The organism is Sneathiella aquimaris, assembly GCF_026409565.1.
Classification (GTDB): domain Bacteria; phylum Pseudomonadota; class Alphaproteobacteria; order Sneathiellales; family Sneathiellaceae; genus Sneathiella; species Sneathiella aquimaris.
Genome location: NZ_CP112881.1, coordinates 1,784,319 through 1,809,112, shown reverse-complemented (window position 1 = coordinate 1,809,112; position 24,794 = coordinate 1,784,319). Strand labels below are relative to the sequence as shown.

Below are 24,794 nucleotides of genomic sequence, written 5' to 3'. Positions count from 1 at the left end.
AACGCAATGTCTATCTTGCAAAACCAAAATTGGGCGAAACATATAACAAGTGGGCGCAATCACTATAAAAAGAGAACAGTATTATGACTAGACTGAACGATGTGCATGCCTGTGTATTTGATGCTTATGGCACCTTGTTTGATGTGAATGCTGCGGCCCGTAAAGAGCAGGAAAATTTAGGAGAAAATTGGGAAAAACTTTCCGAGATCTGGCGCACGAAACAGCTTCAATATACCTGGCTACGTAGCCTGCAAAATAACTATGTCAGCTTCTGGAAAATAACAGAAGATGCGCTCGACTTTGCTCTTGCATCCCTGAATATCAAGGACGATGCCCAGAAAGAACGCCTGATGAACCTTTATCTGGAGCTGGACGCCTATCCCGAAGTGAAGCAGACCCTGGAAAGACTGAAGGATGCCGGATTAAAGACCGCTATTCTATCCAATGGCTCGCCCGAAATGTTACAATCCGCTGTGGATAACGCGGGACTGAACAGTGTGCTGGATGGCATTTACTCGGTCCAAGATATCGGTATTTTCAAACCTCATCCTTCTGTGTATCAATTGACGGTCGACCAACTGGGACTGGCAGCAGGACAGATGTCCTTTCAATCATCAAACGGTTGGGATGCCTATTCTGCCAAGGATTTTGGCTTTCAAACCATATGGTGCAACCGATTTGGGCAGGCAGATGAACAAATTCCATCCACCCCGGACTGCCAGATTACAAACCTGTCACAAATGCTCCCAATCTTGGGAATTTCGTGAATTGAACTGAGCGAACTCTATGTCTTATGCAGAAAAAACATATAAATCCAATGATGGCCTGACTTTGTATTACAGGGTCTATGGGACGGATGACAGTGGGCAAAAAAGCCCCGTTATCTGTCTGTCTGGCCTGACCCGCAACAGTGGTGATTTTAATAACTTTGCAGAACGATATAGCAAAGATCGGAACGTCTATGCATTGGATTATCGAGGTCGCGGAAAATCTGACTATGACCCGGCCCATGCCAACTATAACCCACAAACCTATCTAGGGGATATTTTTACGTTTCTCGGCCATGAAGGCATTCAAAATGCTGTGTTTGTTGGCACTTCACTGGGAGGCATACTAAGCATGGCACTCGCGGCCTTGGCTCCGCAATATTTCAAGGCCGTATTGCTCAACGATATTGGACCGCAAGTAGCATCCTCTGGCGGAGATCGCATTGCCGGGTATGTGGGAAATGATGTCCGATATCCCAGTATCGAAGATGCTGTGCAGGCACAAAAATCACAATATATTTCAGCTTACCCCGACATCACGGATGCACAATGGAAAGCCATAACCGTTCCCGCTTTTACTTGGGACGAAGATCAGAGCAACTATCGTCCTAATTATGATATTGCGATCGGGGTCGCTTTAAAGGAGCAGCTAAGTGAGGAACAGGCCGTTGATCTGTGGCCTTTCTTTGAAGCCCTGAAGCCAATTCCGACGCTCGCAATTCGGGGGGCGCTGTCAGACGTTTTAAGCGCTGAGGTTTTTGCAAAAATGAAGGCAGTAAAACCAGACCTGCAAACGCTTGAGCTACAAAATAGAGGACATGTGCCTTTATTGGATGAACCAGAGGCAATCCCTGTAATTGATGCCTTCATGGACGCCAACTGACCCCCGCCTGGGCGGCGGCGTGGCATTCAGCTCGCATCCCCCGCAGGAATTTCCAGCGATACCCCTGGAGCCGTTGGCTAATGCTCCGCTGATAATAGGCGAGATGCAGGAAAACTGTCACCATTCCTCAGGGATTGATTTATTCAATAGATCGAAACCACCTCCCCCGTAATTTTTTTAACGCTCAATCCTCCTGCTCTCTTACCGTACGACACAGCGAAACCAAAAAGAGGCTGGACATCATTCCAAATATGGTAACACTGTTGGCCTATTCAGGGGCTCGCCTCTGACTTCCCATCGTGACCTCTTAACAAATGGATCCATCTCGTGACACAGATTAGCTCAGCACCGTCCTATCATTCTATTCAGCAAGCCAAAGAGAGGCTTGCGCCGATTGCCGTAAAAACACCTCTGATCGAGTCACTTGCCCTGAACGAAAAACTGGGTGGTCGACTATTTGTTAAATGCGAAACATTGCAGCATACAGGCTCGTTCAAGTTCAGAGGTGCCTATAACGCGATATCATCCTTAAACCAAGACCAACTGGCCAATGGCGTTTTTGCGTTTTCAAGTGGTAATCACGCTCAAGGCATTGCTTTGGCTGCCCGCCTTCTGGGAACAAAAGCAACGATCCTGATGCCCAAGGATACGCCCGTCATCAAAGTGGAAAATACACGAGGTTATGGCGCGGAGGTCATCACATATGACCGATATACAGAATCCAGAGAAGCCATCGGGGAAAAAATCGCTGACGACAATAACCTCACCCTTATTCGCCCCTATGACAACGTAGATGTAATTTCCGGACAAGGGACCGTTGGGTTGGAGATCATCCAGCAGCTGGCAAGTCATAACCTGACCCCTGACTATGTTTGCGCGCCATGCGGCGGCGGCGGCATGATGGCTGGCGTCTCTCTTGCCATCAAACATCTGAGCCCTAAAACACAGTTATTCGCCTGCGAACCAGAGTTTTTTGACGATACGACCCGGTCATTAACCGCAGGCAAACAACTAAGTAACACTGGTGACCACCGCAGTCTTTGTGATGCCATCCTGACCCCCACTCCGGGGGACATTACCTTTCCAATCCTTCAGAAGGACGTGACCGGTGGTCTTGTATTAACCGAGGCGGAAGTAACGGAAGCCATGCGCGTTGCCTTTAATTATCTGAAGATCGTCGTCGAACCCGGCGGCGTTGTTGCCTTAGCCGCTTATTTAAGCGGAAAACTGGATTTGAAAGGCAAAACGGCCGTGGCTGTCGCATCTGGTGGCAATGTCGATCCTTTGCTCTTCGCCAGCATTCTAAATAACGAACGATAACACCGGCAAAAAAGATCGTCCCTGTAATACCTGATTAAACCGGATCTACGGGATTCGGTTTAATCAGTTTCTTTCACTGATAACCTATTAAGAAGGCATACTACTTAATTCAGATTTGTAAGTAGCGGTGTTCGCTTCTGTTTTTTACTTTCCTGCCTAATCTTCCTGTTCATTCTTAAAGAAATACAACTTATACGAAATGTTACAGTGGTGTATCATACGTATCATTATCGATAATTTTAGGAAAATTGTTTGTATTTTTTGGGCACGTATTTTACCGTATATAATCCTGACAAAATATGCCAAAAAGGTGAAACTTATCCTGCCGTAAACCAGTATTATGAGAGCTCTAAAATAAAGAATATGGAACTCATTTAACACCATAAAGTCGCATTTTTCAGCTTCATAAAAAATGGTAGAATTAATAGAATTCAATTCTACACATCGCCCAAACAATCAATTTTTCACATTAATACTTTAAATTAAATAATTGATTTATATAATTTAAAGTATTTGTTTTATTCTAATCTTCTTCATCCAATTTTCGTTAATTCGTTTTCTGTTGATACCGGTTTTACCCCACTTCACGCCGAAAAATCAGAATGTTTCACCTTCTGTTTACAACGGCGAAACGACACTTTTATGATCCTTTCACCGAACCAAAGGAGAGTAATTATGAAAACCGAAATGATTAAAAAAATTGCCCCGCAATCCTCTGCAACCAAAGATACAGGAAAAGTACGCCTTGGTAACATGAGCCCTGCCTTTAAGGTTTCTACTTCCCCTAAAGCAACCCGTGATAGTGGTAAAACACGCTTGGGAAATATGAGCCCTGCTTTTAAGATCTAAAGCCTATAGGAAGAGTATCCATGCCTCTTGAACAGGCTGAAAAACATATTGATCCGGTGCCTTTAATGGCACCGGGCCAAATTATCAAATTCTTCCGGCTGATCCCTGACTGCCCTAACCCTCAAAGAGCGGATCGATCTGCTGGCGGCTTGATCCCGACAAGAGCCTTTCGGTTTTGCGAACCGATGACATCCGCCTCTGCGTTTGGCTGGTATGTTTTTGCGCCGATGGATTTTCACGTCTTATGGGATGGGTCTGATATTTACTGGCAGTATGGCGAGACCGATGATTGGTATTTACTGAATGCAGCACAATATCCTGATTTCGAACACCAGTTCAACCAGCATTGCCCGGACAAAGTGCGCGGCTATTGCCCGCCATTTCTTTCTGCTGCACCCGAACCAGGAGTTCTTAAAATCTGGAGCGGCCTGATCGCCCAGACTGCGCCCGATTGGTCACTCTTAGTGCGCGCCCCTGCCAACCTTCCGGGTAGCCAGAATTATGAACATTTCGAAGGTATTATTGAAACAGATCGCTGGTTTGGTCCATTATTTACAAACTTGCGCCTAACGAAAACAGATGTGCCGATCCTGATCAAACGGGAAATGCCCTTGTTTCAAGTGCAGCCTTTAATGCGACAAACCTATGACGAAAGAGCGTTGAAAAACTTTGAGCTGGTATCCAGCCTGAGCGATATTGAAGACGCCGACTGGCACTCTTTTCAACAAACTGTCATCGATCCGGGAGATGCATTTAACCGCAAGAGAGGACACTATGCGGCAGAAGTTCGAAAGGCGCGAAAAAACAGGTAATCCGCGCCTTTGTTCATTACAGGATTTGCGTCAACACTTTGTCCAGATTATCGACAGACCGTTGAACATTGTGTAATTTATCCAGTCCAAACAGACCCAACCGGAAGGTCGAGAACCCTTCAGGCTCATCACACTGCAACGGCACACCCGCCGCAATCTGCATCCCTTGCGCCGCAAATTTCTTGCCATTCTGTATCTCTGGATCGGATGTATAGAACACGGCCACGCCCGGTGCTTCAAATCCATCAGCGGCAACGCTGCGGAATTGTTTCTTGCCCATCAATTCACGAACTGCGCGCCCCAGAGCCCATTGTTCCTCACGGATTTTTTCAAATCCATAAGCCTCGGTTTCTTTCATCACATCTCTGAATTTTTTGAGCGCATCGGTTGGCATGGTTGCGTGATAGGCATGCCCCCCTGTTTCATAGGCTTGCATAATCTGAAGCCATTTTTTCAGGTCGCAGGCAAAAGAACTGCTTGTTCTTTGCTCCGCCACAGTCTTCGCCTGATCATTAAGCATCACCAGACCACTGCACGGCGACGCGCTCCATCCCTTCTGTGGGGCGCTGATAAGGACATCAACCCCTGTTTCCTGCATATCCACCCAGATCGCACCAGAGGCAATACAGTCCAGAACAAACAAACCACCAATACTGTGAACCGCGTCTGCAACCGCTTTCAAATAAGCATCAGGCAGAATGATACCAGACGATGTTTCGACATGAGGAGCGAAAACGACCGCAGGCTTTTCCGCCTTGATCGCCGATACAACCTCTTCGATGGGTGCTGGCGCAAAAGCCGCTTGCGGGTCTGAGTTTACCTGGCGCGCCTTTAAAACAAGCTCTTTTTCAGGAATGCCGGCGGCCTCGAAAATCTGGGTCCACCGATAACTGAACCATCCGTTCCGAAGAACAAGAACAGTTTCCCCGCCCGCAAATTGCCGGGCCACGGCTTCCATGGAAAAGGTGCCTCCGCCGGGCACAATCGCGATATGCTGAGCATTATACACTTGCTTCAGCGTCGCCGAAATGTCGGTCATGACTGTTTGAAAGGATCCCGACATATGGTTCAAAGAGCGATCTGTAAACACAACAGAATATTCTAACAACCCATCTGGATCGACATCGGGTAACAAGCCAGTCATTTTGTTCTCCTTTATACTGATTATTACCAGTGACATGACACAGCCTTTACTCTGATACAAGTGAGAAGTGCCGCAAAGGTGGGGTTTGGATAAGAGCTAAAGGGAGGTGGCGCGAAGGATCTACAAACAAACAACCAGAGTTTCAGACCAAACTGCCGGGTATTCCTCAGCGGTACAAAAAAAATAAAAAAACATCTTGAACCTATAGTGACTAGAGCCCCTAGATTAAGCAGAGTAGAGAAACTGTTGATCCGGATAGGAGACTTTTATGAGTGGATGTTGCGGCCATGATAGTAATTTTGAAGGTGTGTCTGCTGATTATAAGCGACGCCTTTGGGCCGTCATAATCATCAATGCAGGCATGTTCATTGTTGAGATGATAGCCGGTCAAATGGCTAAATCTCAGGCGCTTCAGGCCGACGCTTTGGATTTCTTTGGTGATGCTGTCACCTATGGTATCTCTCTTGCGGTTATTGGGGCATCCCTAAAAACACGCACAGCAACAGCAATGCTAAAAGGGTTTAGCCTGTTTTTGATGGGGGTTTGGGTATTCTCATCAACACTCTATCAGGTGTTCGTAATTGGCGTACCAAAAGCCGAGGTTATGGGCATTATCGGTTTTGCAGCCCTCTGCGCCAATATGCTGAGCGTAATGTTATTGGTCAAATACAAGGATGGTGATGCGAATGTCCGCTCTGTCTGGTTGTGCTCACGCAATGATGCGATTGGAAATGTGGCTGTGATGATCGCCGCTGTTGGTGTTTGGGGGACGGCCACTGCGTGGCCTGATTTAGTCGTTGCCGGTATTATGGCAGCCTTGTTCCTAAGTTCAGCTTATCAGATTATGCGCCAATCAATAAAAGAGTGGAATCACGCTGAAAATTCTGCCGCGGCGTAAGTCTCATCCGTCAATGCGAAAAGGTTTTTTGAGGCCCCACGCCACCCGTTGCCATGCTTTCTCGTGCAGGACATAAAATATCATACCTGACACGCAGGACAGTATGGCGACTCCGATCGAGGTGTTGACGGATCCAGTAAAAAGCCACGTAATCAAAATCATGACGAAAAGGCCGGAAATCTGCCAGGTGAAGGCCTTAACTAACGTTCTTTTTGATGTTTCCATTCAATTTACCCCTCTATAATAGCAACGAAACCTGATTGTATATCAATAGGATAGGACGAACCACGAGAGGATGATGAATTAAATTTCCAATTGTTGATTTTTTTCACTACAATTGAAAATATACAAATTAGTCGGTAGACATAATGGATAAACGGCAGACAGCAATTCTCTTTCGAAAACGACTTGGGGAAGCAATCCTACAATCCGGCCTGTCAAAATCCGCCCTTGCCGACAAGGCAGGTCTGGACAGATCTGCGATCTCTCAAATGCTGAAAGAAGACAGTACAACCCTCCCTAACGGCCATTCACTCGCCCTGTTATGTCAGGCACTGAACATAAGCAGTGATTGGCTTTTGGGCCTGGCTGATGACCCCCGGCCTTCGTCTCAGGTTTTGGAACAGGCGGTTGAACTGACGCCGTCTCAACGATGGCACCCACTTGATAAGAATATCATCCGCTGGCATATGGAAGCATTGGGTCATAAAATCCGCTATATCCCCTCTTCCCTGCCGACCCCCATGAAAACATCGGCGGTCATCAATTATGAGTTCGACATTCACCCGTCAAAAACCGCGGATCAGGCGCAAATCATCACCGATGAACAATTGTCGTTTTTTCGCAGACCAGAAAGTGAACTGGAAGTTGCTCTGTCACAACAAACGCTGCAAGACTTTGCGGAAGGAAACGGGGTTTGGCGCGGGCTGGATATAAAAGACCGCTTGGAACAGATCGAAAAACTTTCCGATTATTGTAGAGAATTATATCCCGGCGTTCGATTGCACCTCTATGACGGGCGCTCCTTCTATTCGTCACCCATTCTGGTTTTCGGGCATATGAGGGCCGCCCTTTACCTTGGACAACGCTATTTTGTCTTCCCAAAAGGAGAGCGGGTTTTCGCCTTGATCCGCCATTTTGACGAACTGGTTCGCGGTGCCTGTGTAACCAGTGACAACACCGCCCGGTGGCTTGAAAATCTGGCGATCGAAACCAAGAAAAACAGTGCGTGATCAGGCGCCTTACTGACCCGTAAGAATATCAAACGGCAACGCGCTTAATTGGTCGCCCAGAATTCGCCTTTTTTAAGTTGCTCCCGATACCCCGCCATAAAAGATTCCAGTTGGGTGATCTTGGCAATCGCCGTAGCCTTTTTCCTAAATTCGGTTTCAGATCCATCAGGATCTTCCGTGATCAGATCAAAGGCATCCAAATCAGGCGTATCCACCATTTTCTTCCGATAGACCCGACGAAGGGATCGAATGCCTGCATCATTATTATCAAGGCTCATGGCAACAGCGAGCTGCATCAAGCGTTGACGGTCAATAGGTTCAAGTTTCCTGGCTTTCGGAGCACCATTTGCAATCAGCAATTTTTGCAAAGACTGCGTCACTTTTCCCCAGTTCTTGGATTTCCAGTAAATATCAGCCCGCAACAGATCCGCCTTCTCACTTTTATCATCTGTTAGTAGCTCAAGCGCTTCTTCATAGTTACCAAGGTCAGAATGGGCTCTTGCACGAATATGAAGACGTTCCTGCTTAACGCTTTCAGGCAGCGCTCTCCAACGGGTCTTTTGAAGAGTATTCAGACTTTCCTGTGGCTTGTCGTTCCAAAGGTGAACCACCGCCAGTTTTGTCCCGGTATAGGATTTCAGCTCCCCCTTCAGACGGAAAACCACCTGATGGTCCAGCAGCTGGGACGCCTGATCCAACAGATCCACCCGAATAAGGCGGTCCGCAAGATTACGGATCATCTGGTCACCCTTTTTACCAAGAGGCGTAAGTTCCCGATATTCGTAATATAAAGCCAGAGCTGTGACAGGAGGCAGTTTTTCTGCACCGCCTTCTAAAAACAGCTGATTGAAAATATCTGACATCTCCCGCGCAATATCCCGGGATTTTGGATTCTTGGGGAAGACTTTCACCAATTCCCGATAAGTTTTAAGCCCTTCGCTCATCTGACCGGTTGCGATCTGCAAATCACCGATCCGACGCTTAACATCAATTTCCAGATCATCACCGCGCCAGGCAAACTCCATTTTCCGGTATTCATCAATGGCTTCTTCCGGCGTAATATCTTTTTGCGCAAGCTGAGCATTGATTTTCGCGAATTTTGCACGGGCGACAATGGGGCGTTTGTCCAATGCAATTGCCTGATCGAACTTATCGATAGCCCGGTTCATATCACCGGATCTAAGAGCGACAACCCCCTCGAGAAACTCGCGTTTGGATGCCACATAAGGATCGGCCCCTTCGCTCACAGACGTTCTAATTCCTTCAAGCGCTTTATTGGCAACTTCAATATCAAAATCTTCGAGCGCCGCTTCGGCATCCAGCAAACGGAATTGGTTTTGAAGATCGTTTGAGTAAACCCCAAACGCGTCACGACCCGCTTTAATTTCGCGAGATGCCGTTTTCCAGTCTTCATTGCCGGCAGCAACCATGGCCCGCCACGGCGCAACTTCCGCCACACCTGAGAAAACAGGATGAAACAGGTCTTTTTCCGCTTCTTCCAAGTGGTTCATACCAAGATAAGACAAGCCGCGGATCAGCCGGTAAATACCATCATCATCGGCCCGCGGATCATCATTGCGGATCCGCTCCAGAACGCCGAAGGCATCCGCGAAATATTCATGAGCCACAAAGAACTTCGCCAGTTCCAATCTGGCAGCATTTCGCCGGGAAGGCGGCAATTTGGCAACCCGGCGCTGCAAGAGCTGTTTGCGTTCCCAGAAATCTTTTGGCGGAACCTGAGCCCATTCATCCAGTTTGACCAGCAGCGCTTTATCCCGTTTTCCCGAGAAACGGTCAGTCTGATCACCGCTTGCAAACAGATCATCTTTAGAGATAGTCCGCGTTAATTGCAGCCCCCCTTCCGCCGTTACTGACACCCCATTGCGTTCAACCGCAACCTTTACGGCACTATCCCGTGCCACCATTCCAATACCTTGCACTGATGGTAAGATGGTAAACTGGGCAAAGGTCCGGGTAGCGCCTAACCCCCAGCTGGGTGAATATAATGGAACCGCATAGAGTTCGTCGCCGGCATTTGGGTCAATGAAAGCAACCCGCCGACCGTTATTAACTGCGGGAATAAAGACCCGTGCGCCGTCCTGTGCGGCAGGCTGAGGCTGAATATCGATCGTATTTTCAATAACCGGCGCTTCTCCCAGACGAAAATCCACACGCCATTCATTTTCAACCCGCATAACAGACGGTGCATACCCCTCACGCAAGGAAAGGCTGGCGACGGTCGCTGTGTCATGCGCTATTTGATTTTTCTTGACGATCAGGAACTTAACAGGCCCCTTGATGTTTCTGAAATCAAGCTGGGCTTTTTTGTCGAACGCCAACCAGTATTTACCGGACCGTTCGAACAAGGCCATTGCCGTGCTCTGTTTCCACGGGAAAATAAGGCGAATACCGTCTTTTAATTTACCAATTTTAACAATCAGTTTTTCAGCCGGCGCTTCATCGATCTGTTTGACTTCAACAGACCTTGGAACCTCCGTCGGAATAAGAGATCGTGGTTTTGGCGACGCCGGTGCCGCATTCGCTGAAACCGTGCCATTCGTAGAAGGCGCCTCAGGTTGGTCGTTGGCAGCAATTGCGTCAGTTGATGCGGCCGGTTGGGAAGATGTCCGCGTAACGGGCTCTACTGGCACAGGCGTCGGTTCTACCGTTGGCGTAGCGGCAGGCGTTTTCGGATCTTGCTGGGGCGATGCTGCCAGTGCTACTTGGGCTGTCGCGCTATTCGCAGGCGGCTCATCAGACGCCAATTCTGTTGTTCCATTATCCTTGAAATCGATTGCAATACTATTACCGCTTCTAAAAGCCTTGGCTTTTACGCCCGGTTTGGCAACCACCCTGAATTCTGTACCACCATCGACGGTTTGCGTTTCAACGCTAGTCAGAAATTTAGGAAGGTTCCTTTTAACAGATGTCAATTGCAACGCGCCCGCGCTATCAAATTTGATAACCACTTCTGCGCCCTTTTGCGCCAGTGAAAAATCCGTACGGCCCGGCCAGTCAACGACTAACCGACTAAAGGTTGCATGGTCCCCACTTCTAACCCGAATTTTGGGCGCTAAGGCAGACGCACCCGCTGCAGCATTGTTTTTCTTCGTCAGATCAAAGGCGATGGCCGTCCCATATTGTGCTGTTTTTAAAGAGAAATCGCCTTTCAGTGGAAACCGGATACCTTTTTTATCAGACAAAAAGGAGCCGGCGCCTAGATAGTCATCCAAGACCCTCGGTGCGATTGATAAATCAGCGTCAAACTCTTCGGGGAAGCGGATCACGAGAAATCCGTCCTGAATTTCTGCTGTAAACTTCTGTGGCTTCTTCCAGTCCAGAACCAGGCGTCCATAAGTCGGATGTTCACCCGCCCGGATGTCGACTTTGTCAGCAGAATACGCAACGCCCGCGCCTGTGGCAAACCAGAGACCCACCGTCACATAAATCATAAATTTCGGAATTATCCTGGACATTACTTTTTGCCACCCCTGCGACCCTGAGCTTCTCGGATCACGATATCAACCCGCCGCGCATAGGACAACCGCGTCTCTTTATCCTGAATGTCTGAAAGCTCATGATATTTTGAGTCAGCCATTCCATAGGCCCGCACTGGAAAGCTATATCCCGCTTTCGTCAGATTATCTGCAACGGCAAGCGCCCGTGCCAGTGAAAGGCCCCAGTTATTGTCCAGCAATGTTTGCGGATTAAGGGCCTGCGTTGGGTCGGTATGCCCGTATACTTCAACCCGGTTTTTTACATATCGAAAACTTTCACCAAGAATCCGAACCCCATCTTCAAGTTTTGGGGAAACCTCGTTCACACCAGAGGGAAAATAGGTATTTCCGATAAAGGACAGGACCAACCGGTCTTCACTTTTGAACACTTCGACATTGTTCAGCTCTGTACTGCTTCTGATCTTTTCAGAAATGATATTTTCCAGATAATCCAGATCAAAGGCTTTTTGCTCGGTGAATATTTCTACATTTTTTTCCGCTGTAAGACCGTCATCCGTGGCTTCTGTTTGTGTATTCAGACGATATCCCAAGGTGTTCAGAATATCCTGCCAGCTGTCAGATTTCACTTCATTCATCGAAAATAACAGAACAAAAAACGCAAGCAAAAGCGCCAGCAGGTCTGCCAGCGAGGTAAGCCACATCGTATTTTTACGCACCTGCTTTTTTTCGATGCTTTCCTGAAACGGCATACTCATCCCCCGTCCTCATCGCGAAACTGTCTTTTCGTTGAAGAACGCAGGTAAAACCTGAAATACACATTGTTCGTTTGCCCGGATTTCATACCGATAAAAATATTTCGGGCAGGAACGCCCCCATCCAGAAAACTTTCTACAAGGTTACTCAGTCGCATGGCGTTGATATTGTCTTTCAGTTCTGCACTGGTTGGAAGAATCTCTCCTGCATCAATCAGTATTTCCATATCGGTCGGGGCCGCATGACTGCGTTTGATCAATACCATCGCCGCGTCTGAAAACAGCGCATCGCGGGTGTTTCTAAGGATTGCACTCTGATTTGAGAAAAGCTGACTGACGGGAACGACAAACTGCAATTCGTCTCCCGCCTGATTAACCTTGCTTTCGATCAGCGGAATTGCAGTTTCATAAACTTTTTTCAGTTGGGCGTGAAAAACAGCCAGACCCAACTCGTCCCCTGTCAGCTCCTTTGGCTCCGAAGTCGCCTGCTTTTGTTTGATACCCTTGAAGGCGAAATCAATACTGCCGATAACCTGCTGAACCTTTTCTTCTTTTGGCTCTGAAATCGAATGCAGATATATAAAAAAAGCCAACAACAGAAAATACAGCGATACATAAATGATCGGTGTGTTTGCGCCGTATTTCTCGTTTTTTTCAGGGGCGTATAAGTCGACTGTCATTCTGATCAATACCTAATCAAAGCTTGCCAGCAATGCATCAATATCGTCTTGAGAATTCCCGTCACCATCAAGTTGCGGACCGTTTAGCAAGTCTGCATCCGGCCGTTCGTCTGCGGATTTCGACTCTGCGTAAACGTCAATTCTAGGTTGCCCTTCCCGGACCGGCATCCCAAGAGATTCCGCCATTCGGGTCACTGAGCTTTCGATATATTGGAGGGTGGAAACCACTTTGTTAATACGTTGGCCGGTAATGTCCTGAAAATTAGAAGCTTCAAAAATCTGGGTCACAATATCATTGAGCTTTTCTTCATGCTCTCCGCCCAGTTCCATGCTGATATTGCCAATTTTCTCTGCAGCGTCCAGAAAGGTGTTTGTCGCTTCTTCCGTCGCTTCAACAATGGCGGTCAATTCATCTGTCGCGGCAGGAATATGCTGCTCATTAATTTCATGCGGCTGCAAATCAGAGATCTCTTCGCGGGCCTTTTTAATGTAATCAACAAGTTCAATAATTTGTGTGTGAATTTGAATTTCGGGCGCTGAAATGTCACCCTCGATGCTGCTCATCAAATGCTCAAGTAAATTACCCACTTCCGCTACTTGCACAGTATCACCCTGTGCTTCACGGATGGTCTTTACCCGCTCAGAAAGATGCGCTGAAAACGCTGCTTGATCCATAGTCACGCCTATCTTTTTTGCCACACGTATAATCAGGCTCTGATGCTAATGATTATAAGTTAATCCTGAGTAAATCTGGACCAATCTGTTTGAAAATTGCTAAAAATCAGCTTTTATTCTTAGCATCCACAGGTAATTGTTTCTGTGTTGCCAATTCAACTGTCAGTTTTTTGGCTCGCTCTCCGTTCATGTTTCCAAGAATTGCGGCAAGCTTGGATTCTTTCATCAAGCCTGTGACATCCAGAAGAACATCCATATCCAAACTGTTGAAAATTCGGGCCGCGTCTTTTGGTTTCATTTTTTCGTAAATGGAAACCAAACTCTTCAGTTTCTTCAATTGCTGATCATCATATGTTTTCAGCAAATCCTGAATAGTGCTCTCTATCTCCTTGAGTTTGCTAATTTTTTCATCGATACGGGTTTCTGTTGCACGTAGCAGATTATCCCGTAGATCCAGTTCTTTGTCCCGTTGATCCAATGCATCACGACGCTCTACAAGCCGCTGGAGGACTTCGATCTCACTCTCACTTAAATCGGTGACATTCACACTGGCAGGCCGGTCTTCTTCCGTTGCCTGATCATCCGCTTTTGCTGCGGTGTCTGTACCCGCCGCTTCTGTTTTTGCGTCCGGCTCGTCCTTCTTCTCATCCTTTGCCTGCACTTCAGAAATTGAAAGATTGAAAATAACATTCTGGGCATCTGTCCAGACAGACCCCAATTTCAATCCAAAAACCAGGAGCATCGCAATCACAGTAACGGGAAGAATACGCAGACTTTTCATAACTAGAACCTACTCTTTATCGTGATTTTGTTAGCATCTGGAGTAATTCGCGCTCTGCTTCAGTGCGCGGCTCCAGATTAATCGGATCATCGGAATTATCGATCCCGTCCACAGCAGCTGAGGTCATTTTGGTTTCTTCAGATGCCAAGCCCACTTTACCGACTTTTTCCTGAAGGCGATCCGCAATACGCGAACTCGACGCGTTGATTAACTTTAGTTCTTCAATCAATGGCTTGGCTTTTGCTAGTTCCTGATCCAGCTCAGTTTGGGCTTCCTTGCTCGCTTTTTTCAATTCTTCAATACCAAGCCGGGACCGGACGATCGCTTGATCAAATTCCATCGCTACCTTATGCAATTCTGACTGTGCATCCCGCATCACTGACAGCTTTTTATTCAGCCGCACACAAAAGGCTATTGTCGCCACGAGAAGGCCAACCAGCAACAGATCCAAAAATAAGGGAATTGTAAAAATATCAGCCATACCATTTACCCCAGATACCGGAGAGTTTTATCAACTTTTACCGCTATATTCTGACCCGATCGTCCCATTTTACCGGACACCATGCTGATCCCCCCGCACCTGAGAACCACAGGGCTGTTTGGCGAAGCGTTCAGCATAATTGTGTCGCCGACCTCCATAGCCAGAACTTCGTTCAGAGACAGTTGCTGCTCATCCAGAACGGCAGAAATATCAACATCTGTCGCCCAAAGTTCGGTTGCCAAGTGATTTTCCCAGATACTGTCCCGACCAAATTTTTCACCCATGAACATTTGCAAAAGCAACTCTCGCACAGGTTCCAGCGTCGCATAGGGTAACAACATCTCTAACCGTCCGCCACGGTCTTCCATATCAATCCGCAGCTTGATCAGAATGGCCGCGTTTGCCGGTCTTGCAATTGTTGCAAAGCGTGGATTTGTCTCAACCCGTTCCTGATTGAAATTCACAGGGCTCAAGGGTTCAAACGCGGCGGACATATCCGCCAGAATGACACTTACCATTCTTTCAACAAGATTGCGTTCAATTGTTGTATAAGGCCGCCCTTCAATCCGCATCGCAGCTGTTCCCCGGCGTCCCCCCAAAAGAACATCAACAATCGAGTAAATCAGGGAACTATCGACCATGATCAGGCCATAGTTATCCCACTCCTCGGCGCGAAAAACACTCAGGATTGCTGGCAATGGAATGGAGTTCAGATAATCACCGAACCGGATTGAGGTAATATTATCAAGGCTGACCTCAACATTATCAGACGTGAAATTTCTCAACGAAACCGTCATCATCCGGACCAGTCTGTCAAAAACAACCTCCAACATGGGAAGTCGTTCGTAATTCACCAGAGCTGAATTGATAATTGCCCGAATACCAGACTTCTCGCCGGATCCGTCGCCATCCATATCAAAGCCTAAAAGACTATCGATTTCGTCCTGGTTTAGAACACGGGTAGATTGTCCACTGGCGGCTTCATTAATGCTGGGACCCCCGTCCCCGTCGTCATCTCCGCCGCCCATGGCTGCTGCCATATCGTCGTCACCACCGCCCATCGCGGCGGCCATGTCATCGTCACCGCCCATTGCTGCGGCCATATCCATTTCATCATCGCCGCCATCCATTCCCATGGCGGCGGCCATGTCCATTTCTTCTTCACCATCTTCAGCGGCCATCGCGGCGGCCATATCCATTTCTTCTTCGTCAGCCATCAAATCACCTGTTACTGAACCAGCATTTCTTTAAACAAAACGTCTTTCACCACAATGGGTTTGACAGAACTGTTTATGCGATAGAGAAGTTCTTCTTTCAGCCGATAAATACCGGCGGACCCCCGCAAGTCTTCTTTACGAAGTTCGCGCAGATAGACTTGGAAATTATCCATGACACGCGGCAGTAATTTTTCCAGTTCCGGTAAAACTGTTTCATCATCAAGCTCAAGCGAAACCCCTAATTTCAGGAAGCTTGTATCGGTTCCGGTAGAGCTTAAATTGACCAATAGATCCGGCATATCATAAAAGACCACGACCTTTTCTTTTTCCGGCTCTTCTTCTACGACCTCTTCTTCGGCTGGTTCTTCACCGCCGAAAACTCCCGCAAAATACGCGCCAGCTGCTCCGCCAACAATCAGTAGGATTGGCAGAACGATAAAGAGAATAAGCGCCTTACCGCTCATACCCTTCTTTTTTACCGCTTCTGTTCCGTCCTCAACACCGCCAGGTGTTTCTGCTTCGTCTGACATGATCTCTTTGGCCTTTTGAGAAATTCCTAAAATCTACAGTCACACAATAGTTAAGTTTGGTTAACAAGAAGTTGCCAAGTTTCTTTTTAGAAAGAATTTATTTAATCTTTTAGCGAACCCATGGGGCCTCGCCACAACGATCAGCAATTTCAGGCATTTCCCCCACGCCTGCCCAATGAGGCATAAATTGCCCAACTGGCAGTAATTGACTACCCACTCGCCGCCTTTTTGAGCGGAGGAAGAAATCAACCCATTGAAAATAAACGATATTTTTTTTGGCACGCTTTCTGCAATGAAGGGAGCAAACGATTATTTGCCAGAAAGGCGGAGATACAATGGAAAATTCAATCTACATCGGATTGTCCCAGCAGATGGCGCTAAAACGGCGCATGGATATCACTGCAAATAACATTGCTAATATGAGCACAACAGCGTTTAAAAACGTCCATCCATTGTTTGAAGAATATCTGGTAAAAGATCCTAAAGCGACCAACATGTCCTATGTACAGGATTACGGCGTTTATCATGATAAAACCGAAGGCGCGATCCAGCAAACCGGGCGCCCACTCGATCTGGCGATTTCCGGTAACGGCTATTTCACGATCGAAACGGACAACGGCAATCGGTACACACGAAACGGTAACTTCAAGTTGGATCCCGATGGTTTTGTCGTCACCCAAAATGGCGGTTATCTTCTGGATGAGGGCGCTGATCGCATTCAGGTTAGTGAAGAGCAGCCTGATATTGAAATCGCTCCTGACGGCACTGTTAATCTGGGAATTGAAGAGACCAAGAAAATTGATCTTGTCTTTTTCCAGAACGAACAGCTGCTGACCCAGGTTGGTAATGGTTATTATGATGCAGGCAATATTCGGCCTCGTCCATCAGAAGATGCCAAGGTTCTGCAAGGCAGCCTAGAGCAATCAAACGTCCAGCCCATTCTCGAAATGACAGCCATGGTGGATATCCTTCGCACGTATCAAGCGGCCCAGAAATTGCTGGATGCCGAACATGATATGCAGATGAAATCCATCGAAGAACTTCCATCGATCCAGTAATAGAGGAATAGATTAATGCGTGCACTTGGAACAGCCTCTACAGGTATGATGGCCCAACAACTTAACGTTGACGTCATCTCCAATAACATTGCCAACATGACGACAACCGGCTTTAAACGTCAACGGGCAGAATTTCAGGATCTGTTGTATCAGGATATGCGCCGTGCAGGCGCTGCCTCTTCAGATACAGGAACCGTGGTTCCATCCGGTATTCAGATCGGTGTGGGTGTTAAAACGGCATCTGTTTACCGTATTACGGATCAGGGCGGTTTGGAAGCAACTGAAAACACCTATGATATCGCTATTCAGGGCGAAGGATATTTCCGGGTTCTGCTGCCAAGCGGTGATGAAGCCTATACCCGGGCCGGTTCTTTTCAGGTTAGCCCAACAGGTGAAATCGTAACACAGGACGGTTTTTCAGTCGTACCGAGTATCACCATACCGCAGGACGCCATCGACGTAACAATCAATCCAAGTGGTGAAGTGCTGGTGAAGCTGGATGGTCAGGTAAATATGCAAACCGTTGGTCAGCTTGATCTGGCGATCTTCTTCAATGAAGCCGGCCTGCAGCCAATGGGTGACAACCTTTATAAAGAAAGCCCTGCCTCAGGGACGCCAAGCATTGGTGTTCCCGGATCGACAGGCTTTGGCACCATTCGTCAAGGATATCTTGAAACATCAAATGTTAATTCCGTTAGTGAAATCACCTCACTTATCAGCGCACAGCGTGCTTATGAGATGAATTCCAAAGTGATCACAACAGCCGACGAAATGATGTCTGTTACAAATCAGCTCCGCTAAGAAACCGGGCTCTAGAATAGAGGACAGGTTATGAAGAAAATGACTTTTACACTAACGTTCCTGATCGCAATGTCGGCAAATATTGCCGCCGCGGTCGCAGGACTTGTAACCCTTAAGCCATCCATCGCTGTTCAAAATGAACAGATTACGTTTGGCGATGTGTTCGAAGGCGCGGAAGAAAAGGCCGATTATGTGATCGCGCCGGCACCGGCTCCTGGGAAAAAAGTTGTTTTCAAAGCCTCTTCGCTGGCCTATGTCGCCCGCAAACATGGTCTCGACTGGCGCCCAAGCCGGGCGATCAGCCGGATTGTTGTCAAACGCGCCGGGGTTCGTATTCCGCAGCAAAGAATTCTAGAGGAAATCCGGTTCGCGCTTGAAGATGAACTGCAAACAGGACAGTTTGAACTTTCTCTTTCCACGCAGCACCCAAATATTCAGGTATCAACGGATGAGGAACAGAGCATTTCTGTTGCCAGCCTGTCCTATAGCAAAAGAGGCAATAACTTTGTTGCTGTCCTGATTGCACCGGCCACCGGCCCTAACGCCCGCCAGTATAAACTGACAGGCCGCATTCACCGCCAACTGGAAATCCCGGTTGCCAACCGGCTTATTCAGCCCGGCGAAAAGATCACCGAACAGGACCTGGAATTTGTTCTGGTTCGCGCCAGTAAAGTGGCCCGTAACACGCTGACGGATCCAATGGATATTGTTGGGAAAAGCCCCCGTCGCACCCTCCGTCCCGGCCACCAGCTTTCCGTCAATAACCTGGGTGATCCAGTGACTGTTGCCAAAGGAAAACTTGTCACTGTTATCTTCAAAAGCAGAGGCATCCGGCTTGCCGTAACAGGCCGCGCACTGGAACCCGGCGCTGAAGGAGACATTATCCGGGTTGAAAATATCGCCAGCAGAAAAACCATTCAGGCGCAGATTATCAACGCCGAAGAAGTACACATCATCTCAGCCGGTCAAAGACTGGCGAACCTGAACTGATAGAGTGGAGTGAGTAAAATGACTTATCAACTGAACAAATCAATCGTTAAAGCCTGCTTGATGTTTAGCACTCTGCTGGTGCTCACAGGATGTAATGCCTACAGTCGCATCGCCTCTATCGGCGCCGAGCCCCCCCTTTCGGGAATTGAAAATCCGGTTTCCAACCGGGACTACAAACCTGTTTCCATGCCAATGCCGCGCCCCGAGCCGGTTATTCAACAGGCGAACTCTTTGTGGCGGCCGGGTTCGCGTGCCTTCTTTAAAGATCAGCGTGCAAACCGGATTGGCGACATTCTGACAGTGAAGGTGGAAATCTCCGATAAAGCGACCCTGAACAATCAGACAACAACATCGCGGGACTCTTCTGAATCTGCAAACGCAACCTCTTTGCTTGGCATTGAAGGTCAATTGGCTAAAGTTCTGCCAGAAGCGGTCAACCCAGCCTCCCTTGCAGATCTTGGAAGTGAGCATTCAGTTGCAGGCAGCGGCGCGGTTTCAAGAAACGAAACCGTCGAACTTGAAATAGCTGCGATTGTTACGCAGATCCTGCCCAACGGAAACATGGTGATCTCTGGTCGCCAGGAAGTACGGGTGAATTTTGAAAGCCGCGATCTGTTTGTGACCGGCGTTGTCCGCCCGGAAGATATTTCTTCAGCGAACACCATCGAGAGTTCAAAAATTGCTGAAGCGCGGGTTGCTTATGGTGGACGCGGACATCTGACCGACGTACAGCAGGCCCGTTATGGACAGCAACTCTTTGATATCATCTTCCCGTTCTAAGCGGAAAATCCCACAAATTATTAAAAGGCGGCAGTTTTTGCCGCCTTTTTTATTGTCGCCATGACATTGTCCCCCTATTTACAGGCTAACAACCTTTTATATGTGAGTGCCGATGAACGATTATACTGAATATTCAACAACCTTGGGCCAGGATACGAAGGCAGCCAATCATCCGAAGGATGCTGTCCTGGACGCCGTTCCAAACCCGCAATCCGACACAGACGCCGTTGTTCGTTTTACCTGTCCGGAATTTACGTCAATCTGCCCGGTCACCGGACAGCCGGACTTTGGTCATCTGGTTGTTGATTATGTCCCGGATCAATCACTGGTCGAGTCAAAGTCTTTGAAGCTGTTTTTACAAAGCTTTCGCAATCATGGTGCGTTTCACGAAGACTGCACCATTTATGTGGGCAAGCGCATTGTTGAAGCAACAAAACCCAAATGGCTGCGTATTGGCGGATACTGGTATCCCCGCGGCGGAATCCCGATCGATATATTCTGGCAAACCGGTGCCCCGCCGAAAGATCTATGGCTTCCGGACCAGGGGGTCGCGCCCTATCGAGGCAGAGGATAAAATATAAGCCGGCAAAAGCCGGCTTTTCACAACGCGATTAATCGTCGCGATAGACTTTTTCACGCCGCTCGTGTCGCTCCTGCGCTTCAAGGCTTAGCGTGGCAACCGGACGGGCTTCCAGACGTTTCAATGAAATCGGCTCGCCCGTTTCATCGCAATAGCCGTAGACCCCTTCATCGATCCGACGAAGTGCCGCATCAATTTTACCGATAAGCTTACGCTGACGATCCCGCGTTCTAAGTTCCAGTGCTCTTTCAGATTCTGTAGAAGCTCGATCAGCAATATCCGGCTCTTTAACCGTTTCTTCCTGCAAGTTGGCAATTGTTTGATTGGCATCAGCAAGTATTTCAGACCGCCACTTCTGCAGTTTCGAACGGAAATACTCCTGTTGACGAGGGTTCATAAACGGCTCGTCTTCGGAAGGTTTATAATCCTCTGATATATGAACATTCATTACGCTACTCCAGATGACGTCCCAAATTCATTTTTACCATTATAGCAACGCATAATAAGCGCTACAATTAGCCTTTAGAAAACTATACTGCAAATTTATTTTATGGGAATATGACAGTTGTAACATTGTGTCACTTTTTACAGACGCCTAATATCCCAGCTTCGCCAGTTCAACAGCAGCCCGAACTTCAATTTCTTCAACAATTTCCACAAGTTTTGGATCAACGGATTTTACATCATACGACGCGAGAGTAACCTGAAGTTTTTTTAATCGCTCAACTGGAATTGATCCCAAAAGCAGCCCATGGCGAATTTCCTCAAGCCGATCGAGTAGATCCTGCCCTTTTTGCAACGCCTTTTGATTCCCTGAAGACGAATCATCCACCCCTTGCAGGGCAACGATTGCATCAATAGAGGCTATAGGGGCTGAAGAGGCGACATTTGTAGTCGCAACCGTTTCCGGAGCCTCATTAGGAACAGAGAACTTCTCCCCCGATTTCGAGGCCGATTTGCTCCCCTTGGATTTCTGCGTCGATCCAACACGACCCGGTCCAGAGACACGCATATTCGATCCTGTAACAGTTTGTATTCATTCTGTTTTAGGTCTCTGTCGCAGGTTTTGCAAGTTTTTACGCGTATTCAAGGCCGCTAATTTTTCTGGTGACCCGGTAAATAATGCCGACGAGCCCTTTATTGCCCATGACCACCTAACAATAATTCCTTTAATAACAAGGACTTAATTCAATAAAAACTTGGCACGAAATTAGCATATTAATTTGCGAAAGAATTAAAATACCTTCTTTCAAGTGCAGAATATCCGAGAACGGAATAGAAGTATGACATTAAAGACTGTTGAAAAAGTTGCGAAGCAATATCTGTCCCTTCTTAAAGTGGCGAAACTTGTTCTTGTCGCAAGCCTGTTCACCTCGTCAATCGCGAGTGACGCAATCGGGGCTTCACGGGTCAAAGACATCGCTGATTTTGAAGGTGTCAGAGACAATATTCTGGTTGGATATGGCCTGGTTGTCGGCCTGAACGGCACGGGCGACTCTCTCAACAATTCTCCGTTTACCCAGCAAAGCCTGGAAGCAATGCTCGAACGGCTTGGTGTCAACACACGGGGCGCCAACACCAAAACTGACAATGTTGCGGCTGTTGTCGTAACCGCGACCCTTCCCGCTTTCGCCCGCCAGGGAACAAATATTGATGTTACCATCAGTTCCATTGGTGATGCTGAAAGTCTGTTGGGGGGAACGCTGGTTGTTACGCCCTTAATGGCAGCAGATGGTGAAGTTTATGCGGTCGCGCAAGGATCAATAACGGTAGCAGGATTTTCTGCTGGCGGCGATGCCGCAACTGTCACAAAAGGCGTTCCCACAGCCGGGCGAATTGCGAACGGCGCTCTGATCGAACGGGAACTTGGCTTTGATATGGCCTCTCTGACCAGTCTTCGGATTTCTCTACGCAATCCCGATTTCACCACATCACGGCGCATTGCACAGGTTATCAACAAGTATATCGGCAACAAAGTCGCGAAATCATCGGACCCTTCAACCGTTGTCCTTAATCTGGAAGGCAGTGAACGTGAAGACATGGTCGCCCTATTAACAGATATCGAACAGTTGATGGTCGAACCGGACCAGATTGCCCGGGTCGTGATTGACGAACAATCAGGCATCATCGTCATCGGTAAAGAAGTGAAGGTTGATACCGTCGCAATTGCACAAGGCAACCTCACTGTCAAAATCACAGAAACACCACAGGTCTCTCAGCCGGGCGCCTTTGCCCAGCGTGGCGATACCACCGTTGTGCCCAGAACAAATGTTCAGATTACAGAAGACGAGGATCGGAAACTTGTGGTTCTCAACCCCGGGGTCAGACTTCAGGAACTGGTGGACGGGCTGAACGCTCTCGGGATCGGCCCACGCGATATGATCTCAATTCTTCAGGCAATTAAGGCCGCGGGTGCCTTACAAGCAGAAATCGAGTTGATGTAATGACAAACCTTGTTAATCAAACAAACACCACGCTGCTTCAAGCGCAGGCAACGGCCAATAATGGCAAATCCGTCAATATTAGTAACGTTCATACTGATAAAAAAGCGATGGAAGCCGCTCAGCAGTTCGAAGCCTTTTTTGTCAGCCAGATCCTGAACAACATGTCGGCTGGGATCGAGACCGATGATACATTTGGCGGTGGAGAATCTGAGAAGATCTTCAGGTCCATGTTGAACGACGAATACGCAAAGTCGATGAGTAAAATTGGCGGCATTGGCGTGGCGGACTCTGTTTATCGAGAAATTCTTAAGATGCAGGAGATTTAACATGACGTACCAAAAACCAAACGGCACCCCTACTCTCCTCAATCCTGTGCAACTTTCAGAGAAGGTAGAGCGCCTGTGTCAGATCCTGGAATTTGAAAATGAATTGCTGGAATTGGACAACCCGGCGGCCATGAGCGATCATCAGGCAGAGAAATCCCGCCTGGTTGCGATTTACAATCAACAAATGACCTTAATTAAAGCCGATCCAGAACGGTATAAACGGTTCCCGAAAGCGGATGTTGATCGGCTCAAAGCAACGAGTGAGATTTTTTACGAAGCCCTGGACCTGCATTTCAGGAAACTGTCGACGATAAAAACCGTGACAGAAGGCCTTGTAAAAGCGGTTGCAGATGAAGTGGCTAAAAAGAAAGGGCCGCCCGCTACCTATAACGCCGCGGCGTCGATGACAAATAGTGTGCCAACACAGAATAGCAGAACGTTAGGTGGAGCGATTGCGTATAATGAAGTGGTTTAATCACTACGCTACTCTACCAGTCACAACAGAAAACAGGGTATTCAGACCCTGTTTTCAAGCTTCACTATCGACAGCCAGACCTTCCAGCTCTCTGTAATAGGCTACGCGCCGTAATACATAGTCACCTGGAAACTGCTTCATGACTTCACCTGTGTCAGAATTGACCAAGCGATACACGAAACGTCCACTGTCTTTGTCTCTGTCAATCGAAAAACGGCCTGAGGGCTCTGCTTCATCTTCGAAGAAAGCACCAATTGCTTGTTCAGCACGGCGTACAGGATCATCAATTTGAAGAGCAGTATCCATCTCTTTTGAGGGGATGCCACTCGCAGAATCAGCTACTCCTTTTGGAGCCTGAGCCTGGGTTTCAGATCTTTGATCCGGTATTCCAAAGCCAACTTTCGAAATCGGGGTTACGTCCATTTCGCAACTCCTCTCCCTAATAATTCAACGAAAATCATACAATACTAAAAGTTACCAAGTCGTTAAAGTCTTCGTTCTTTATCGTAAAACGAAGGGGAACAGCAACCAGAATGGGGGATGAAATGCGCTCGAATGGCTGAATTACCAGCAAATAGCATTACTTCCACTACAATTACTGCCTGAGAAGAATGCTCACATGGAAACCAATAGGATCCTGAAATCAGGAAAATTTTATTCCCTGTTCCGGCAATTTCCAATCGGGCATTCTTACCCGTATTTCAAACACGCAATTTTGATGCCAACAATATCTCATTCAAAAATGTTGGTTTTAAGCCGATTAACCAAAAAACAAACGCTCAAGCACCCGGCAAATAATGCCTAACCGGAAAAAAATGCCTACCTCTCCCCTCAAAGGTCGGCAAATTGTTCCTACTCGGC

28 protein-coding genes are annotated in these 24,794 nt (G+C 47.7%); 15 read left to right on the top strand and 13 right to left on the bottom strand.

The features are described 5' to 3' along the window. Nucleotides 1-83: 83 nt before the first annotated feature. From OIR97_RS08505 to OIR97_RS08485, 5 genes are all read left to right on the top strand, one after another. Nucleotides 84-767 carry a haloacid dehalogenase type II gene (locus OIR97_RS08505; protein WP_169545236.1) on the top strand — a complete coding sequence of 228 codons (684 nt, stop codon included), beginning with the start codon at nucleotides 84-86 and terminating at the stop codon, nucleotides 765-767. A gap of 19 nt (nucleotides 768-786) precedes the next feature. After that, the gene (locus OIR97_RS08500; protein ID WP_169545235.1) at nucleotides 787-1,650 is read left to right on the top strand and encodes an alpha/beta fold hydrolase; all 864 of its coding nucleotides are present in this window, start codon (nucleotides 787-789) and stop codon (nucleotides 1,648-1,650) included. 327 nt (nucleotides 1,651-1,977) lie between these two features. Continuing rightward, nucleotides 1,978-2,970 (top strand): threonine ammonia-lyase, encoded by a 993-nt coding sequence (locus OIR97_RS08495; RefSeq protein WP_219821697.1) that lies wholly within the window; start codon nucleotides 1,978-1,980, stop codon nucleotides 2,968-2,970. Nucleotides 2,971-3,645: 675 nt separating this feature from the next. Then, nucleotides 3,646-3,819: a hypothetical protein gene (locus tag OIR97_RS08490; RefSeq protein ID WP_169545234.1), complete on the top strand. Its 174-nt coding sequence runs from the start codon at nucleotides 3,646-3,648 to the stop codon at nucleotides 3,817-3,819. Between the two features lie 20 nt (nucleotides 3,820-3,839). After that, nucleotides 3,840-4,631, top strand: coding sequence for a DUF6065 family protein (locus OIR97_RS08485; RefSeq protein WP_169545233.1), 792 nt, complete (start codon nucleotides 3,840-3,842; stop codon nucleotides 4,629-4,631). Nucleotides 4,632-4,647: 16 nt separating this feature from the next. Here the strand turns inward: OIR97_RS08485 and OIR97_RS08480 are convergent, their stop codons facing one another. Beyond that, nucleotides 4,648-5,775 carry an aminotransferase class V-fold PLP-dependent enzyme gene (locus tag OIR97_RS08480; protein WP_169545232.1) on the bottom strand — a complete coding sequence of 376 codons (1,128 nt, stop codon included), beginning with the start codon at nucleotides 5,773-5,775 and terminating at the stop codon, nucleotides 4,648-4,650. Between the two features lie 268 nt (nucleotides 5,776-6,043). On the opposite strand from OIR97_RS08480, the gene OIR97_RS08475 reads away from it, so the two are divergent. Then, nucleotides 6,044-6,673: a cation transporter gene (locus OIR97_RS08475; protein WP_169545231.1), complete on the top strand. Its 630-nt coding sequence runs from the start codon at nucleotides 6,044-6,046 to the stop codon at nucleotides 6,671-6,673. A gap of 3 nt (nucleotides 6,674-6,676) precedes the next feature. On the opposite strand, the gene OIR97_RS08470 is transcribed toward OIR97_RS08475, so the two are convergent. Then, nucleotides 6,677-6,898 carry a DUF2061 domain-containing protein gene (locus tag OIR97_RS08470; protein WP_169545230.1) on the bottom strand — a complete coding sequence of 74 codons (222 nt, stop codon included), beginning with the start codon at nucleotides 6,896-6,898 and terminating at the stop codon, nucleotides 6,677-6,679. A gap of 143 nt (nucleotides 6,899-7,041) precedes the next feature. On the opposite strand from OIR97_RS08470, the gene OIR97_RS08465 reads away from it, so the two are divergent. Next, entirely contained in the window at nucleotides 7,042-7,905 is an 864-nt protein-coding gene (locus OIR97_RS08465; protein WP_169545229.1) for a helix-turn-helix domain-containing protein, read from the top strand. Between the two features lie 44 nt (nucleotides 7,906-7,949). On the opposite strand, the gene OIR97_RS08460 is transcribed toward OIR97_RS08465, so the two are convergent. The 8 genes from OIR97_RS08460 to OIR97_RS08425 form a co-directional block, all read right to left on the bottom strand. Beyond that, on the bottom strand, nucleotides 7,950-11,381 hold the full coding sequence (locus tag OIR97_RS08460) for a tetratricopeptide repeat protein (protein WP_169545228.1): 3,432 nt from the start codon (nucleotides 11,379-11,381) through the stop codon (nucleotides 7,950-7,952). Next, nucleotides 11,381-12,118, bottom strand: coding sequence for an OmpA/MotB family protein (locus tag OIR97_RS08455; protein ID WP_169545227.1), 738 nt, complete (start codon nucleotides 12,116-12,118; stop codon nucleotides 11,381-11,383). The genes OIR97_RS08460 and OIR97_RS08455 overlap by 1 nt, the downstream gene beginning before the upstream one ends. Then, nucleotides 12,115-12,795 (bottom strand): hypothetical protein, encoded by a 681-nt coding sequence (locus OIR97_RS08450; protein WP_169545226.1) that lies wholly within the window; start codon nucleotides 12,793-12,795, stop codon nucleotides 12,115-12,117. The genes OIR97_RS08455 and OIR97_RS08450 overlap by 4 nt, the downstream gene beginning before the upstream one ends. 12 nt (nucleotides 12,796-12,807) lie before the next feature. Then, entirely contained in the window at nucleotides 12,808-13,470 is a 663-nt protein-coding gene (locus OIR97_RS08445) for a protein phosphatase CheZ (RefSeq protein WP_169545225.1), read from the bottom strand. A 106-nt stretch (nucleotides 13,471-13,576) separates the two neighbouring features. Next, nucleotides 13,577-14,251, bottom strand: coding sequence for a MotE family protein (locus tag OIR97_RS08440; protein ID WP_169545224.1), 675 nt, complete (start codon nucleotides 14,249-14,251; stop codon nucleotides 13,577-13,579). A 16-nt stretch (nucleotides 14,252-14,267) separates the two neighbouring features. Further along, complete coding sequence (locus OIR97_RS08435) at nucleotides 14,268-14,732, bottom strand: DUF6468 domain-containing protein (RefSeq protein ID WP_169545223.1); 465 nt, start codon at nucleotides 14,730-14,732, stop codon at nucleotides 14,268-14,270. A gap of 5 nt (nucleotides 14,733-14,737) precedes the next feature. Beyond that, nucleotides 14,738-15,949, bottom strand: coding sequence for a flagellar motor switch protein FliM (gene fliM / locus OIR97_RS08430; RefSeq protein ID WP_246201977.1), 1,212 nt, complete (start codon nucleotides 15,947-15,949; stop codon nucleotides 14,738-14,740). Between the two features lie 11 nt (nucleotides 15,950-15,960). Further along, a complete protein-coding gene (locus OIR97_RS08425; protein WP_169545222.1) occupies nucleotides 15,961-16,479 on the bottom strand; it encodes a flagellar basal body-associated FliL family protein in 519 nt (172 codons plus the stop codon). A gap of 335 nt (nucleotides 16,480-16,814) precedes the next feature. Here OIR97_RS08425 and flgF point away from each other — a divergent pair, with 335 nt between their 5' ends. The 5 genes from flgF to queF all read left to right on the top strand — a co-directional run bounded on the left by flgF (nucleotide 16,815) and on the right by queF (nucleotide 20,682). After that, the gene (gene flgF, locus OIR97_RS08420; RefSeq protein WP_169545221.1) at nucleotides 16,815-17,537 is read left to right on the top strand and encodes a flagellar basal-body rod protein FlgF; all 723 of its coding nucleotides are present in this window, start codon (nucleotides 16,815-16,817) and stop codon (nucleotides 17,535-17,537) included. A gap of 15 nt (nucleotides 17,538-17,552) precedes the next feature. Next, nucleotides 17,553-18,338 (top strand): flagellar basal-body rod protein FlgG, encoded by a 786-nt coding sequence (gene flgG, locus OIR97_RS08415; RefSeq protein WP_169545220.1) that lies wholly within the window; start codon nucleotides 17,553-17,555, stop codon nucleotides 18,336-18,338. 30 nt (nucleotides 18,339-18,368) lie between these two features. After that, a complete protein-coding gene (flgA, locus tag OIR97_RS08410; RefSeq protein ID WP_169545219.1) occupies nucleotides 18,369-19,328 on the top strand; it encodes a flagellar basal body P-ring formation chaperone FlgA in 960 nt (319 codons plus the stop codon). 18 nt (nucleotides 19,329-19,346) lie between these two features. Then, nucleotides 19,347-20,108, top strand: coding sequence for a flagellar basal body L-ring protein FlgH (gene flgH, locus OIR97_RS08405; protein WP_181017909.1), 762 nt, complete (start codon nucleotides 19,347-19,349; stop codon nucleotides 20,106-20,108). 112 nt (nucleotides 20,109-20,220) lie between these two features. Next, nucleotides 20,221-20,682 carry a preQ(1) synthase gene (gene queF / locus OIR97_RS08400; RefSeq protein ID WP_169545217.1) on the top strand — a complete coding sequence of 154 codons (462 nt, stop codon included), beginning with the start codon at nucleotides 20,221-20,223 and terminating at the stop codon, nucleotides 20,680-20,682. Nucleotides 20,683-20,719: 37 nt separating this feature from the next. Here queF and dksA read toward each other — a convergent pair whose 3' ends face one another. Beyond that, complete coding sequence (dksA, locus tag OIR97_RS08395) at nucleotides 20,720-21,136, bottom strand: RNA polymerase-binding protein DksA (RefSeq protein WP_169545216.1); 417 nt, start codon at nucleotides 21,134-21,136, stop codon at nucleotides 20,720-20,722. A gap of 147 nt (nucleotides 21,137-21,283) precedes the next feature. Beyond that, on the bottom strand, nucleotides 21,284-21,700 hold the full coding sequence (locus tag OIR97_RS08390; protein ID WP_169545214.1) for a flagellar assembly protein FliX: 417 nt from the start codon (nucleotides 21,698-21,700) through the stop codon (nucleotides 21,284-21,286). Between the two features lie 271 nt (nucleotides 21,701-21,971). Between OIR97_RS08390 and OIR97_RS08385 the strand changes: the two genes are divergently transcribed. From OIR97_RS08385 to OIR97_RS08375, 3 genes are read left to right on the top strand one after another with little or no spacing between them, the layout of a single operon-like run. Continuing rightward, complete coding sequence (locus OIR97_RS08385; protein WP_169545212.1) at nucleotides 21,972-23,132, top strand: flagellar basal body P-ring protein FlgI; 1,161 nt, start codon at nucleotides 21,972-21,974, stop codon at nucleotides 23,130-23,132. Next, nucleotides 23,132-23,458 carry a rod-binding protein gene (locus OIR97_RS08380; RefSeq protein ID WP_169545211.1) on the top strand — a complete coding sequence of 109 codons (327 nt, stop codon included), beginning with the start codon at nucleotides 23,132-23,134 and terminating at the stop codon, nucleotides 23,456-23,458. The genes OIR97_RS08385 and OIR97_RS08380 overlap by 1 nt, the downstream gene beginning before the upstream one ends. A gap of 1 nt (nucleotide 23,459) precedes the next feature. After that, nucleotides 23,460-23,933, top strand: a complete 474-nt coding sequence (locus tag OIR97_RS08375; RefSeq protein ID WP_169545209.1) for a hypothetical protein — start codon at nucleotides 23,460-23,462, stop codon at nucleotides 23,931-23,933. A 54-nt stretch (nucleotides 23,934-23,987) separates the two neighbouring features. On the opposite strand, the gene OIR97_RS08370 is transcribed toward OIR97_RS08375, so the two are convergent. Continuing rightward, nucleotides 23,988-24,356, bottom strand: a complete 369-nt coding sequence (locus OIR97_RS08370; RefSeq protein WP_169545207.1) for a flagellar protein FlaG — start codon at nucleotides 24,354-24,356, stop codon at nucleotides 23,988-23,990. Between the last annotated feature and the right edge of the window lie 438 nt (nucleotides 24,357-24,794).